Here is a 13,111-nt window from a genome sequence, read left to right as displayed (position 1 = left end):
CGGGGGGAAGTCAGCAACAGGGGGAGTGCCGCCGTGGCGGAGAACAACGTCGGTTCGTGGGAGTCCGTGACTCCGGAGGCGCAGCAGCCGCTCGCGCAGGCAGGGCCGGCCGCTGCCCAGCCGTCGCCCGAGCGGCACCATGTCGTCTCGGCCCGTGACCTGTCTACGTCGCTGCTGCTCAAGCAGGTCAAGCCCGCTCCGACAACGGGGTGGCGCAAGGCGCTGTACCAGCTGTCGGGCCGGTACATCAACGTCGGGAACAGCGCAAAGGAGCAGCGCCGCCTCGAGCTGACCAAGCAGGTCAACCAGCCGCTTCAGGGCTGCTACAAGATCGCGCTGCTCAGCCTCAAGGGCGGAGTCGGCAAGACAACGACGACCGCGACGCTCGGCTCCACCTTCTCCTCGCTGCGCGGCGACCGGGTCATCGCGGTCGACGCGAACCCGGACCGCGGCACCCTGAGCCAGAAGATCCCGCTCGAGACGCCCGCGACCGTGCGCAACCTGCTGCGCGACGCCGACAGCATCGAGAAGTACAGCGACGTCCGTGGGTACACCTCGCAGAGCGGCCATCGGCTCGAGGTGCTCGCCTCGGACAGTGACCCGGCCGTCTCCGAGGCCTTCAGCGCCGAGGACTACTCGACCACCATCGACATGCTCGAGAAGTTCTACTCGATCGTGCTGACCGACTGCGGCACCGGGCTCATGCACTCGGCGATGCAGTCCATCCTCGAGGAGGCCGACTCGCTTGTCGTGGTGAGCTCGGGCTCCGTCGACGGCGCCCGCAGCGCATCGGCGACGCTGGACTGGCTCGACGCGCACGGTTACGCGGATCTGGTGAGCAAGTCGGTGGCGGTGGTCAACGCCGTGCGGCCGCGCTCGGGCAAGGTGGACCTCGCGAAGGTCGTCGAGCACTTCGAGCAGCGCTGCCGGGCCGTGCGCCTGATCCCGTTCGACCCGCACCTGGAGGAGGGCGCCGAGATCGACCTCGACCGGCTCCGCCCACAGACCAGGAACGCCCTGCTCGAACTGGCCGCCGCGGTCGCCTCGGACTTCCCGATGTCGAGTTTCGCGATGCAGGATCGGCTCTGACACAAGCGATTTGATCTTGATCGGACCGTGAGCGGCGCGTGATCCGACCCTCAACGTCAGGCTCAGCGTTCGCGCTCCGTCACCCAACTGTGGCGGACTTGTGACCCCGTGTTCGCTGCGATAACGGTCTGCGGGCGGATGATCGGAACATGCGCGCGGTCCGGCACAGGCTTCGGATGTGGAATGGTATTGCGCTGGCCACGGCACTCTCCCTCGCGGTCGGGGTGGTCAGCGGGTTTTTCGATGAGCCGAAGACCGACCCCGAATCGGTGGTGAAGCGCTTCACCGCAGCCCTCACCGAGGGCGACGCAGGCGCGGCCGCCGAGCTGACTTCGTACCCGGCCGCGGCCGAGGCGGCCATCACCCAGGCCTTCGACGGCCTGCATGCCGAGAAGGCCACGTTCGACGTCAACCAGTTCATCCCGCTCGGTGACGACGCCGGGATCTTCAACGCGACCGCGGACTGGACCTTCGGCGACGGAAAGAACTGGCAGTACAACATCAATGGCCGCGTCAGGAAGCTCAGCGTCGGCTGGCGGGTGTCGTGGCAGCCGCAGACCCTCGCGCCTGGGCTTGGCAACGGCAGGACCCTCCGGTACGACCGCACGGACGCCGCGCCCCCGCGGGTGTTCGACATCGCCGGGAACCTGATGATGACCGAGCAGCGGATCAACACGGTCACCCTCGACCCCGCCGCCATGCCGGACCCGGTGTTCAGCACGAACCGGCTGGCGAAGGTCATCGAGCCGGTCGCCCCGCTCATCACCGGGCCGACGTTGATGCAGGAGCTGGCCGCGACACCGGGCCAGCGGGTGACCGCGGTGAGCCTGCGCGACGACGACTTCGCGGTGCTCGAGGACGACCTGCGGGCCGTCCCCGGCGTCGTTATCGTTCAGCAACTCAAGCTGATCAGCAACGACCGCAGGATCTCCGGGCCGATGGTCGACGCGATGCGGAAGGTCTGGCAGCTCAACCGCGACGCGACCGCGGGCTGGGCGGTGAACGCGGTCGACCCCGACGGAACGCCGGTCCGGCAGACCGGTTTCCAGGGGCCGCCCGGGCCCGACATCCGGTCCACCCTCGACCCGCGGGTGCAGCTCGCCGCGGAGGAGGCGGTGGTCAGCGTCGGCACGCCCGCGGTGATCGTGATGATGCAGCCCTCGACCGGCGCGCTGCTGGCCGTCACCCAGAACAACCAGGCCGCAGAGATGGGGCCGGTGGCGTTCACCGGGCAGTTCCCGGCGGGGTCGGCGTTCGACCTGGTCGGGGCCGCGGCCACCGCGCAGAACATCGACCTCCAGCAGGCAGGCCGACAGCTCGGGCTCGGCATGGACTACGAGATGCCCGGCCTCGAACAGCGGACCGACGACCTCGACGGCAAGGGCGCCAACCTCGTGAGGACGGCGTCGGGGCCCGAATCGGAGAAGCAGGTGAAGGTCAGTCCCCTCGGGATGACCCTGGTCGCGGCGTCGGTGGCCCGCGGATCGACCGCGGTGCCGGTGATCGCCGCGGGTCAGCCGGCCACCACGGACGAGTCGCCCACTCCGATGCCACGGGAGGTGAACGACCGGCTGCGCACGATGATGTGGGAGAACGTGCACCGCGGGCCCGCCTCGATGCTGGCCGACCAGGGCGACCTCATCGGGATGACCGGCTCGTTCGAGGACGACCGGTGGTTCTACGGGTCGAAGGGCGATCTCGCGTTCGCGGTCTTCGTCAAGGACGCGGACGGCTCGGATCAGGCCGTGAAGATGACCAGCAAGCTGTTCAAGGAGATGGCGAAGCCGCCGACTCCCTGATCCGTTGCGCCCCCGCTCACTCCTTGGGGTCGACCGGGCCGCTCTCGGGATTCTCGCCCGTGGTGGGGCGGGTCCGATGGTTCATCCGCCACATGAACTCCGGATCGTCGTCCGGACCGAGAACGCGTCCCGCGGGCGGCGCGGAGGTGTCGGGACCGAAGGCCTTCCACAACAGCACCGCCAGTATCACCAGCGCTATCAGCGTCACCAGATAGATCACGACGCACCTCCTTGATTCGAGCGTAGCCGCGTGACGGCGCGGCGGCACCATAGTCTGGACGCACGAACGGGCGGTTATCGGGCAGGCCCTTTCGGCCGATGCCCCGATAACCGCCCGTTCGTGACAGGCGTGTGAGGTCAGGCCGAGACGATCACCGAGGAGCCGTGGCCGAACAGGCCCTGGTTCGCCGTGATGCCGATGCGGGCGCCCTCGACCTGACGGCCCTCGGCCTGTCCGCGGAGCTGCCAGGTGAGCTCGCAGACCTGCGCCAGCGCCTGGGCGGGCACGGCCTCGCCGAAGCAGGCAAGGCCGCCGGACGGGTTGACCGGGATCCGGCCGCCGATGGTGGTCTCGCCTGCACGCAGCAGGTGCTCGGCCTCGCCGCGCTTGCACAGCGCGAGGTCCTCGATCCAGTCCAGCTCGACCGAGGTGGCCAGGTCGTAGACCTCGGCGACGTCGACGTCCTCCGGCGAGATGCCTGCCTCCTCGTACGCCGCGTAGCCGATCGACTCCTTGAAGGTCCGCTCGGGAGCGGGCACAGCCGAGGCCGAGTCGGTGGAGAAGTTCGGCATGTCCATGATGGTCTGCGGGAACGTCGGCGTCACGGTCGAGATCGCCTTGATCCGAACCGGTTCCGCGATGCCCATCTTGCGGGCGTACTCCATCGAGGTGAGGATGATCGCCGCGCCGCCGTCGGAGGTCGCGCAGATGTCCAGCAGGTGCAGCGGGTTGGACACCACGGGGGAGGCCAGCACGTCGGCAGCCGTGACCTCCTTGCGGTAGCGGGCGTACGGGTTGTTCAGGCCGTGCTTGGCGTTCTTGACCTTGACCGCGGCGAAGTCCTCTGCGGTCGCGCCGTAGAGGTCGATGCGGCGGCGCGCGTTGAGCGCGAAGTACGCCGGGTTGGTCATGCCCATCAGGCGGAACCGCAGCCAGTCCGGGTCGTCCCAGCGCTCGCCCGCGACCGGTGCCAGGAAGCCCTTCGGCGTGGTGTCGGCGCCGACCACGAGGGCGACGTCGGACAGGCCGGCCAGGATGCGGGCCCGAGCGGTGTCGAGCGCCTGGGCGCCGGTCGCGCACGCGGCGTACGAGGTGGCGACGCGGGCGCCGTTCCAGCCGAGGGCCTGGGCGAAGGTCGCGCCAGCGACGTAGCCGCCGTAGCCGTTGCGGACGGTCTCGCCGCCGACGATGAAGTCGACGTCCTGCCAGTTCACACCGGAGTCGGCGAGGGCCGCCCTGGCCGCCGCGACGCCGTACTTCACGAACGACTGGCCCCACTTGCCCCAGGGGTGCATCCCCACGCCGAGGATGGCGACGTCGTTGTTGGATCCTGCGCCGCTCATGCCTGTGCTCCGTTCGCGTTCGTGTCGGTGGTGGTCGGCTTCCAGCGCCAGATGGTGCGCACGCCGGTCTCGTCGGTGTAGAGCGGCTCGACGACCAACTCGACGTCGTCGCCGACCTTCAGGTCGTCGACGCCGAAGCCGTCGGCCACCTGTCCGAGCACGACGAGGCCCTCGGGCAGCTCGACCGCGGCCAGTGCGAACGGCACGTACGGGTCGGTGACCGGGATGTACGGGGCAGGCGGCTGGTACTGGGCGTCGGTGTACGACCACACCTTGCCGTGGCGGGAGAGCTCGACGTCCTCGAACTCCTCGCCCGAGCAGGCCGGGTTCTTGCAGAAGGTGGTCTCCCGCGGGAACGAGATCGTGCCGCACGACTGGCACGAGGTGCCGATCAGGGCCGGTGCCGGGCCGGTGGTGAACCAGCCCGCTACCGCTGGTGTGACGCTGTCGCCGGCGGCCTGTGTGGCGGTGTCGCTCATGCAAACCTCATCTGCTGTCGAGCCTGATCGGACGGTCGGGACCGGTGTCCCGAAGTAGAACGTGTTGCAGTATCGCACGGGATCGGCGATGTCGAGGGCGAGATCCCGCCCAGCGGGCGTCCGATCCGGATACGTTGTGAACCATGGCTGCCGGAAAGGGCGGGAGTCCGGCCGTCGAGATCGAGGTCGACGGCCGGATGGTGCGCGTCTCGAACCCGGATCGCGTCTATTTTCCCGCAACCGGGGCGACAAAGCTCGACCTCGTCGAGTACTACCTGTCCGTGGGAGATGGCATCGTGCGCGCCCTCTACGAGCGGCCGTGCATGCTGCACCGGTTCCCCGAGGGGCTGGCTGGGGAGAAGGTGCACCAGAAGCGGATCCCGCGCGGTGCGCCGCCCTGGCTGGAGACGGTCCGCCTGCGCTTCCCGCGCTACGACAGGTATGCCGACGAGCTGTGTGTGACCGAACTGGCCGCCGTCGCCTGGGCGGTGCAGATGAGCACCGTCGAGTTCCATCCATGGAACAGTCGTCGCGGCGACACGGAGAGTCCGGACGAGTGGCGGATCGACCTGGATCCGATGCCGGAGTGCGACTTCGGCCGGGTGCGCCGCGTCGCGGCCGTCGTGCACGAGGTGCTCGACGAGATCGGCGCGACCGGCTGGCCGAAGACATCGGGCGGGCGCGGCCTGCACGTCTACGTCCGGATCGCGCCGGATCACGGATTCGGCGACGTCCGGTTGGCGGCGCTTGCGTTCGCGCGGGAGGTCGAGCGGCGCGCGCCGGATGAGGTGACCACGACGTGGTGGCGCAAGGATCGGGACCCGGCGGCGCTGTTCGTCGACTACAACCAGAACGCCCGCGACCACACGATGGCCGCGGCCTACTCGGTGCGCGGGGTCCCGGACGCGCGGGTGTCGGCGCCGCTGCGCTGGGACGAGATCGAGGGTGCGCGGCCAGAGGATTTCACGATCGGCACGATGCCAGCTCGATTCGCGGAGCTCGGCGACTTGCACAAGGGGATCGACGACGCGATCTTCGACATCTCGCCCCTGCTGGAGTGGGCCGAGCGCGATGCGCGCGACGGTGCCGCCGTGCCGCCGGAACCCGAGCGGGCGTGAGGCGGCGGACCGGGCTCGGTCAGCGGGTGGTGGCCTCCGTGGTCAGCGACTGGAGCAGCTCCATCACCTCGGACTCACGGAAACGGCGGTGACCGCCGGGGGTGCGCAGGGAGCCGAGGCGTCCGGCGTGAGCCCATCGGGTGACCGTCTTCGGGTCGACGTGGAACAGGGCGGCAACCTGACCGGGGGTCAGCAGCGATTCCTGGGTGGCGCGGAACGACGGGGCGCTCATCGAGGATCCTCCATGCGCTTGTGCGGTACGAACGGTGCGGACATCCTGGCACCCGGTGCCCTGGGTACTCGAACGATCCCGATTTGGTAAAGCGGAGGTAATTCGCAAATCGGATAAGTCCGGCACCCGAGTCCCGTGATCGGCGGGTCGGTAACCTGGGAGGGTGACTGATTCCTCGCAGAACCCCGCCCCGTCGAACGCCAAACGCTCGCTGGCGCGGGATCTCGGTCTGTACACCGTGGCCCGGCTGGGCCTCGTCGTCCTGATCGCGGCGATCATCATCGGCGTCAGTCAGTTGGTGAACGTGGACGTGCCGCTGCTGGTGGCGCTGATCTTCGCGGTGATCATCGCGCTGCCCCTCTCGCTGGTGATGTTCGGCAAGCTGCGTACCCGGGTCAACGAGGAGATCTCCGCGGTGGACGCCCAGCGCAGGGCGGACCGTGACGATCTGCGGGCCAAGCTGCGCGGCGACGGATCCGGTGACGCCGACGGCCGCAAGTGACCGCCGCGATGGGGGTCGTCGACCACAGCGCGCCGAGGGACTGGGTGGACAACGCGGTTCGGCTGATCGACGCCGATTCCCAGCGGAGCGCGGACACCCACCTGCTGCGCTATCCGCTGCCGGTCGAGTGGAACATCCAGCTCTATCTCAAGGATGAGTCCACCCACATCACAGGAAGCCTCAAGCATCGGCTCGCGCGCTCGCTGTTCCTGTACGCCATCTGCAACGGCTGGGTGACCGAGGGCACCACGGTGATCGAGGCGTCGTCGGGGTCGACCGCGGTCAGCGAGGCCTACTTCGCGAAGTTGCTCGGCCTGGACTTCGTCGCCGTGATGCCGCGGAGCACCAGCCCCGCGAAGATCGCGCTCATCGAGGCGCAGGGCGGCAGCTGCCACTTCATCGATCGTCCTTCGGAGATCTACGCGGAGGCGAGCAGGCTGGCGTCCCAGTGCAACGGTCACTACATGGACCAGTTCACCCACGCGGAGCGGGCCACCGACTGGCGCGGGAACAACAACATCGCCGAGTCGATCTTCCAGCAGATGACGCTCGAGCAGCATCCGATTCCGGACTGGGTTGTTGTCGGTGCGGGCACCGGCGGCACCAGCGCGACCATCGGGCGATACATCCGATACCGCAGACACGCCACCCGGCTGCTGGTGGTCGACCCCGAGAACTCCGCGTTCATCGGCGGCTACGAGGCCGGATCCGCCGCGTACGAGACCGGGATGCCGTCGCGGATCGAGGGCATCGGCCGGCCGCGGGTCGAGCCCTCCTTCGTCGGGCAGGTCGTGGACCGGATGGTGGCGGTGCCGGACGCGGGGTCGATCGCCGCAGCCAGGCACGTCAGTGAGGTCCTCGGCCGACGGGTCGGCGGGTCGACGGGGACCAACGTGTGGGGCGCCTTCGGCGTGATCGCGGAGATGCTCGCTGCCGGCAGGACGGGCAGCGTGGTGACCCTGCTCTGTGACGGCGGGGAACGGTACGCGGGAACGTATTTCAACGACGAGTGGGTGCGTGGCGAGGGCATCGACCTGGCCGCGCCGACCGCGGTGTTGGAGTCCTTCGCGGCGACCGGAGGCTGGTCGGCCTGACCTACCCTCGCCCGGTGCCGCCGATCGCCGCGGTCAGCCGGGCGTCCTGACCGCCGCGAGCATCGCGCCCAGGTGTGCGCGGCTGACCCGGACCGCGGCCTCCTCGTCGCCCGCCGCGATCGCCTCCACCAGTGCGAGGTGCTCGTCGGAATCCGGTTCCTTGTCCGTCTCGCGCAGGCCAAGCAGCTCGATCATCTCGACGAGGGCCTCGGTCAGCCGTGGCACGAAGGTCTCGAACAGCTCGCTCAGAACCCGGTTGTGTGCGGCCGCGACCACCGCGCGGTGTACTGCGATGTCGGCCCCGACGAAGGCGCGATGGTCCGAGGTCGCGGCGGCCGCCCGCCGATCGAGCGCGCGCCGCATCGCCGTCACATCCCGTGCGGTGGCGCGCTGCGCGGCCAACCGGGCGGCCTCCACCTCGATCGCGTTGCGCACCTCGACGACCGCGGCGATGGCCTCGGCGCGGAGCACGCCGTCCCAGCCGTCGGCGGGCAGCGGTTCGGTGCGCTCGACGAACACGCCCGCGCCCTGCCGTGATCGCAGCAGTCCCTGCCCGGCGAGCATCCGGAGCGCCTCGCGGACGGTGGATCGGCCGACGCCGAGTTCGGCGGCGAGGGTGGTCTCGCCCGGCAGCTTGGCGCCGACCGCCCATTCGCCTGCGCCCAGTCGCGCCAGCAGCAGGTCCGCGGTCTGGTCGGCGAGCAGATTTCGACGGGGCGCCGCGACCACGCAAACTCCTCAGGTTGTCAGACAAGTTGGTTTCGTCTAGCTTAGCCGACGTGGCCATTCGCGGACTGCTCCTCGGACGCCGCGGCGGGGTCTGACCGGACCGGCTCCCCGCCGCGGGGTTCAGCCGTGCCGGTCGATCGATCCCGATCCGCACAGGAGCCCCACGTGAACTGGAACCCCCAAGCCCCGTCCCCGATGCCCTCGCATCGCTACCGGCCGTACACCGACCGGGTGCAGGTGCCGCTGACCGAGCGCAGCTGGCCGTCGAACCGGACCACCGTCGCGCCCCTCTGGGTGCCCGTCGACCTGCGCGACGGCAACCAGGCGCTGGCCGAGCCGATGGACCCGGCCCGCAAGCGTCGCTTCTTCGAGCAACTGATCGCCATGGGCTACAAGGAGATCGAGGTCGGCTACCCCTCCGCCAGCCAGACCGACTTCGATTTCGTCCGCGACCTGGCGACGCTCGGACTGGTGCCCGACGACATCACCGTCGTGGTGTTCACCGCCGCCCGCACCGACCTCATCGAGCGGACCTTCGAGTCGGTGCGCGGGCTGCCGAACGTGGTGTTGCACATGTACACCGCGACCGCACCGACCTGGCGGTCGGTCGTGCTCGGACGCGATCGAGACGAGCTGCACCGCTTGATCTTCGATGCGGCGCAGGACGTGGCCCGGTGTGGCGACGCCGCGGCGGGGGTGCGCTACGAGTTCTCGCCCGAGGTGTTCAACCTGACCGAGCCGGACTTCGTCCTCGAGGTGTGCAACAGCCTCACCGAACTGTGGGACGCCTGCCGGGACCGGCCGGTGATCCACAACCTGCCCGCGACGGTGGAGATCGCGACACCGAACGTCTACGCAGACCAGATCGAGTACATGCACCGGCACCTCGACCGCCGCGACTCGGTGATCCTCTCGGTGCACCCGCACAACGACAGGGGCACCGGCGTCGCCGCCGCGGAGCTGGCGGTGCTGGCGGGCGCGCAGCGGGTGGAGGGCTGCCTGTTCGGCAACGGTGAGCGGACCGGGAATGTGGACCTGGTGACGCTGGCACTGAACCTGCACGCGCAGGGCGTCGACCCGATGATCGACTTCTCCGACCTCGACGCGGTGCGGCGAACGGTGGAGTACTGCAACAGGATCAACGTGCACGAGCGTCATCCCTACGGCGGGGACCTGGTGTACACCGCGTTCTCGGGCACGCACCAGGACGCGATCAAGAAGGGCCTCGCCCGGCACCGCGCCGCGGCGGGGACGGATCCGGACCATGCGCCGTGGGACGTGCCCTACCTGCCGATCGACCCCCGTGACGTCGGCCGCGACTACGAGGCCGTGATCCGGGTGAACAGCCAGTCCGGCAAGGGCGGCATCGCGTACCTGCTGCAGAGCGGCTACGGGATCGACCTGCCGAGGGGCCTGCAGATCGACTTCGCGCGGCGGGTCCAGTGCACCGCAGACGACAGCGGGGTCGAGGTGACCGCGCAACAGCTGTGGGACCTGCTGTTCGCCGAGTACGGCAATCACGGCGAGCTCGCTCGGTGGACGGTCGAGCACCGGGAGGACGGCGATCGGCTGCGGGTCGAGGCCACGGTGGGCGGCGCGCCCGTCGAGGGCGCCGCGACCGCGAGCGGACCCGTCGAGGCGCTGACCCGGATCCTGTCCGAGCACGGGCGGGAGGTGGAGGTGCTGAGCCTGGCGGCGCAGTCGGTTGGCGAGGGCAGCGACGGCCGGGCGATCACCTTCGCGCAGTGCCGAATCGACGGGGGCACGCGGTGGGGCGTTGGACTCGATTCCTCGGTCACCGCGTCGGCGCTGGAATCGGTGCTGGCCACGGTCGCCGGGACCGCCTAGTTCCGGTCCGGCAGGAGCCGGCACGACCCGAACGCCGGATTCGGGCGGGCCGCGATCGTCGATCGCGGCCCGCCCGACCTCTCAGCTCGCGGCGACCTTCGCCTCCGCGTCGGTGTCCGCGAACTGGGTGCGGTACAGCTCCTCGTACCGTCCGCCGACGGCGAGCAGCTCGTTGTGCGTGCCGCGCTCGACGACCCGGCCGTTCTCGATGACCAGGATCAGGTCCGCCGCCCGGATCGTGGACAGTCGGTGCGCGATCACCACCGAGGTCCGGCCTGCCAGTGCCTCGCCGAGTGCCGCCTGCACCGCGGCCTCCGAGGTGGAGTCCAGGTGCGCGGTGGCCTCGTCGAGGATCACCACCCGCGGGTGTGCGAGCAGCAGACGGGCGATGGTCAGTCGCTGACGCTCGCCGCCCGAGAGGCGGTATCCCCGCTCGCCGACGACGGTGTCCAGCCCGTCGGGCAGGGCCTCGATCAGCTCGGTCAGGCGGGCCCGGCCGAGCACCTCCCACAGCTGCTCCTCGGTCGCCTCGGGCCGGGCCAGGAGCAGATTCGCCCGGATCGACTCGTGGAACAGGTGACCGTCCTGGGTGACCATCCCGACCGCGCCGCGGATCGAGGCGGCGGACAGCTCACGCACGTCCACGCCGGACAACCGGACGGCGCCGGAGTCGGCGTCGTAGAGACGGGGCACGAGTTGCGCGATGGTGGACTTGCCCGCGCCGGACGAGCCGACCAGCGCGACCATCTGGCCGGGCTCCACGCGGAACGACACCTCGTGCAGGACCTCGACACCGCCGCGGTTGTCGAGCTGCGCGACCTCCTCGAGCGAGGCCAGCGACACCTTGTCCGCGGACGGGTAGGCGAAGCGCACCTTGTCGAACTCCACCGACACCGGTCCGTCGGGCACCGGCAGCGGGTTCGGCTTCTCGGCGATCAGCGGCTCGAGGTCGAGCACTTCGAAGACCCGCTCGAAGCTGACCAGCGCGCTCATCACCTCGACACGCGCGCTCGCGAGCGCGGTCAGCGGGGCGTACAGCCGGGTCAGCAGCAAGGCAAGGGCCACAACGGAACCCGCGTCGAGCTGACCCTTGAGTGCGTAGAAACCGCCGAGTCCGTAAACCAGTGCGAGGGCAAGCGCGGACACGAGGGTCAGCGCGGTGACGAAGGCGGACTGCACCATCGCGGTGCGAACCCCGATGTCGCGCACCCGGCCTGCGCGGGTCGCGAACTCAGCGGATTCCTCCGCGGGGCGGCCGAACAGCTTGACCAGCGTCGCGCCGGGTGCGGAGAACCGCTCCGTCATCTGTGTGCTCATGGTCGCGTTGTGGTTCGCGGCCTCCCGCTGCAGGTGCGCCATCCGCGATCCGATCCGGCGGGCAGGCAATACGAACACGGGAAGCAGCAGCAGCGAGAGCAGGGTGATCTGCCAGGAGATGCTGAGCATCACGACCAGGGTCAGGGTGAGGGTGACCAGGTTCGCGACGACCCCGGAGAGGGTGTCGCTGAACGCCCGCTGGGCGCCGATGACGTCGTTGTTGAGACGGCTGACCAGCGCCCCGGTCCTGGTGCGGGTGAAGAACGCGATCGGCATCTTCTGCACGTGGTCGAAGACCGCGGTCCGCAGGTCGAGGATCAGGCCCTCGCCGATGCTCGCGGACAGGAAGCGGTTGTAGAGCGCGAGGCCGGCCTCGACGATCGCGATCAGCGCGATCAGCACCGCGAGTTTGATCACGACGCTGGTGTCGGAGCCGTTGACGATGCCGTCGACCACGCGTCCGGCCAGCACGGGGGTGGCGACGGCCAGCGCGGCCGTGACGACGCTGATCAGCAGGAACTGGGCGAGCTTGCGGTGGTGCGGCTTGGCGAAGCCGAGGATTCGACGGACCGTCGCCATCGAGAACGGCCGCTTCTCGTCGTGGGAGTTCATCATGCGGTACATCGAGCTCCACGCGACGGATTCCATGCTCATGGTGGACCTCTCGGGGTTGTTGTGACCGGTGCAACGCTACGGAAGGGGTCCGACATACCCGGATTCCCCGCCCGTCTGCACCGACCGTAGAACCTCGAGTTAACTTGAGGTCAAGCCGGTTCGTCTGTCACTGCCGAGGGTCCTCAGGGGCAGTGTGCGGGCGCGTCCTCGGAGAAGGGTTCGTCGTCGGGGAGCACGTAGGTCACCAGCAGGACCACCGGCTCGGTCCCCAGGTTCAGTCCGACGTGGTCGCCGCCGGGATCCTCGGTGACCCAGGAGCCCGCGGGCGAGGCCTGTCGGGAGCAGTCGGCGAACACCCGGGTCAGCGTGCCCGCGGCCACGATCCCCTGGACGTGTCCGTTGTGGTGGTGCCAACCGGTGCTGCCGCCCGGCGCGATCACGATCCGGCGCAGGGTGCCCTCCACCTCGTCGGAGACCGGTGGGTGCCCGGGTGGCGGCGGCGGAAGCAGGATCGGGTTGAGTTCGAGTTCGGCGAGGGTCTCCGCGGTCACGCCCGACGGCGGCGTGGCCTGCGCGGGAGCGGCGACGCCCACGGCGCACAGCGCGGCGAGGGCAGTGGGTGCGGCCAGTCGGGCGAACTTGGTCACGGCGGTCATGTCCGGATCCGTTCGGTTCGGAGAACCGGGGCGGCGGCGGGGCGGGATTGCCCGCGGCACGGCTCTCGCC

At 69.7% G+C, this 13,111-nt stretch carries 13 protein-coding genes; 6 read left to right on the top strand and 7 right to left on the bottom strand.

What is annotated here, in order from left to right; translation table 11 throughout:
- The first annotated feature begins 33 nt into the window (after nucleotides 1-33).
- Together BR31_RS0109295 and BR31_RS0109290 are read left to right on the top strand one after the other, a co-directional pair.
- Nucleotides 34-1,089: a MinD/ParA family ATP-binding protein gene (locus tag BR31_RS0109295; RefSeq protein WP_027500721.1), complete on the top strand. Its 1,056-nt coding sequence runs from the start codon at nucleotides 34-36 to the stop codon at nucleotides 1,087-1,089.
- Between the two features lie 176 nt (nucleotides 1,090-1,265).
- A complete protein-coding gene (locus tag BR31_RS0109290; protein WP_027500720.1) occupies nucleotides 1,266-2,888 on the top strand; it encodes an NTF2-like N-terminal transpeptidase domain-containing protein in 1,623 nt (540 codons plus the stop codon).
- A gap of 16 nt (nucleotides 2,889-2,904) precedes the next feature.
- On the opposite strand, the gene BR31_RS0109285 is transcribed toward BR31_RS0109290, so the two are convergent.
- The 3 genes from BR31_RS0109285 to BR31_RS0109275 form a co-directional block, all read right to left on the bottom strand.
- Nucleotides 2,905-3,108, bottom strand: coding sequence for a membrane protein (locus BR31_RS0109285; protein WP_027500719.1), 204 nt, complete (start codon nucleotides 3,106-3,108; stop codon nucleotides 2,905-2,907).
- Nucleotides 3,109-3,245: 137 nt separating this feature from the next.
- The gene (locus BR31_RS0109280) at nucleotides 3,246-4,451 is read right to left on the bottom strand and encodes a lipid-transfer protein (RefSeq protein ID WP_027500718.1); all 1,206 of its coding nucleotides are present in this window, start codon (nucleotides 4,449-4,451) and stop codon (nucleotides 3,246-3,248) included.
- Nucleotides 4,448-4,930 carry a Zn-ribbon domain-containing OB-fold protein gene (locus tag BR31_RS0109275; RefSeq protein ID WP_027500717.1) on the bottom strand — a complete coding sequence of 161 codons (483 nt, stop codon included), beginning with the start codon at nucleotides 4,928-4,930 and terminating at the stop codon, nucleotides 4,448-4,450. The genes BR31_RS0109280 and BR31_RS0109275 overlap by 4 nt, the downstream gene beginning before the upstream one ends.
- Nucleotides 4,931-5,073: 143 nt before the next feature.
- Between BR31_RS0109275 and ligD the strand changes: the two genes are divergently transcribed.
- Nucleotides 5,074-6,048, top strand: coding sequence for a non-homologous end-joining DNA ligase (ligD, locus tag BR31_RS0109270; RefSeq protein ID WP_027500716.1), 975 nt, complete (start codon nucleotides 5,074-5,076; stop codon nucleotides 6,046-6,048).
- A gap of 19 nt (nucleotides 6,049-6,067) precedes the next feature.
- Here the strand turns inward: ligD and BR31_RS0109265 are convergent, their stop codons facing one another.
- Nucleotides 6,068-6,280, bottom strand: coding sequence for a BldC family transcriptional regulator (locus tag BR31_RS0109265; protein ID WP_027500715.1), 213 nt, complete (start codon nucleotides 6,278-6,280; stop codon nucleotides 6,068-6,070).
- 163 nt (nucleotides 6,281-6,443) lie between these two features.
- On the opposite strand from BR31_RS0109265, the gene BR31_RS0109260 reads away from it, so the two are divergent.
- Together BR31_RS0109260 and BR31_RS0109255 are read left to right on the top strand one after the other, a co-directional pair.
- On the top strand, nucleotides 6,444-6,782 hold the full coding sequence (locus BR31_RS0109260) for a DUF4229 domain-containing protein (protein WP_027500714.1): 339 nt from the start codon (nucleotides 6,444-6,446) through the stop codon (nucleotides 6,780-6,782).
- A gap of 8 nt (nucleotides 6,783-6,790) precedes the next feature.
- On the top strand, nucleotides 6,791-7,876 hold the full coding sequence (locus BR31_RS0109255) for an L-cysteine desulfhydrase Cds1 (protein WP_027500713.1): 1,086 nt from the start codon (nucleotides 6,791-6,793) through the stop codon (nucleotides 7,874-7,876).
- Between the two features lie 33 nt (nucleotides 7,877-7,909).
- Here BR31_RS0109255 and BR31_RS0109250 read toward each other — a convergent pair whose 3' ends face one another.
- Nucleotides 7,910-8,605, bottom strand: coding sequence for a FadR/GntR family transcriptional regulator (locus BR31_RS0109250; protein WP_027500712.1), 696 nt, complete (start codon nucleotides 8,603-8,605; stop codon nucleotides 7,910-7,912).
- Nucleotides 8,606-8,800: 195 nt separating this feature from the next.
- On the opposite strand from BR31_RS0109250, the gene BR31_RS0109245 reads away from it, so the two are divergent.
- Nucleotides 8,801-10,453 (top strand): 2-isopropylmalate synthase, encoded by a 1,653-nt coding sequence (locus tag BR31_RS0109245; RefSeq protein WP_197023580.1) that lies wholly within the window; start codon nucleotides 8,801-8,803, stop codon nucleotides 10,451-10,453.
- An 81-nt stretch (nucleotides 10,454-10,534) separates the two neighbouring features.
- On the opposite strand, the gene BR31_RS0109240 is transcribed toward BR31_RS0109245, so the two are convergent.
- Complete coding sequence (locus BR31_RS0109240) at nucleotides 10,535-12,424, bottom strand: ABC transporter ATP-binding protein (RefSeq protein WP_027500710.1); 1,890 nt, start codon at nucleotides 12,422-12,424, stop codon at nucleotides 10,535-10,537.
- 143 nt (nucleotides 12,425-12,567) lie between these two features.
- The gene (locus BR31_RS0109235; RefSeq protein ID WP_027500709.1) at nucleotides 12,568-13,041 is read right to left on the bottom strand and encodes a cupin domain-containing protein; all 474 of its coding nucleotides are present in this window, start codon (nucleotides 13,039-13,041) and stop codon (nucleotides 12,568-12,570) included.
- Between the last annotated feature and the right edge of the window lie 70 nt (nucleotides 13,042-13,111).

Origin of the sequence: Rhodococcus sp. UNC363MFTsu5.1, from assembly GCF_000686785.1 — a bacterium.
GTDB lineage: Bacteria > Actinomycetota > Actinomycetes > Mycobacteriales > Mycobacteriaceae > Rhodococcus_G > Rhodococcus_G maanshanensis.
The sequence above is the reverse complement of the archived record's forward strand: the minus strand, read 5'-3'. Positions and strand labels throughout refer to the sequence as shown.

Bases quoted from the DNA above. Each gene is read 5' to 3' on its own strand.
- BR31_RS0109290 (WP_027500720.1), top strand. From the start codon at position 1,266: ATGTGGAATGGTATTGCGCTGGCCACGGCACTCTCCCTCGCGGTCGGG.
- BR31_RS0109280 (WP_027500718.1), bottom strand. From the start codon at position 4,451: ATGAGCGGCGCAGGATCCAACAACGACGTCGCCATCCTCGGCGTGGGG.
- BR31_RS0109275 (WP_027500717.1), bottom strand. From the start codon at position 4,930: ATGAGCGACACCGCCACACAGGCCGCCGGCGACAGCGTCACACCAGCG.
- ligD (WP_027500716.1), top strand. From the start codon at position 5,074: ATGGCTGCCGGAAAGGGCGGGAGTCCGGCCGTCGAGATCGAGGTCGAC.
- BR31_RS0109265 (WP_027500715.1), bottom strand. From the start codon at position 6,280: ATGAGCGCCCCGTCGTTCCGCGCCACCCAGGAATCGCTGCTGACCCCC.
- BR31_RS0109255 (WP_027500713.1), top strand. From the start codon at position 6,791: ATGGGGGTCGTCGACCACAGCGCGCCGAGGGACTGGGTGGACAACGCG.
- BR31_RS0109245 (WP_197023580.1), top strand. From the start codon at position 8,801: ATGCCCTCGCATCGCTACCGGCCGTACACCGACCGGGTGCAGGTGCCG.
- BR31_RS0109240 (WP_027500710.1), bottom strand. From the start codon at position 12,424: ATGAGCATGGAATCCGTCGCGTGGAGCTCGATGTACCGCATGATGAAC.
- BR31_RS0109235 (WP_027500709.1), bottom strand. From the start codon at position 13,041: ATGACCGCCGTGACCAAGTTCGCCCGACTGGCCGCACCCACTGCCCTC.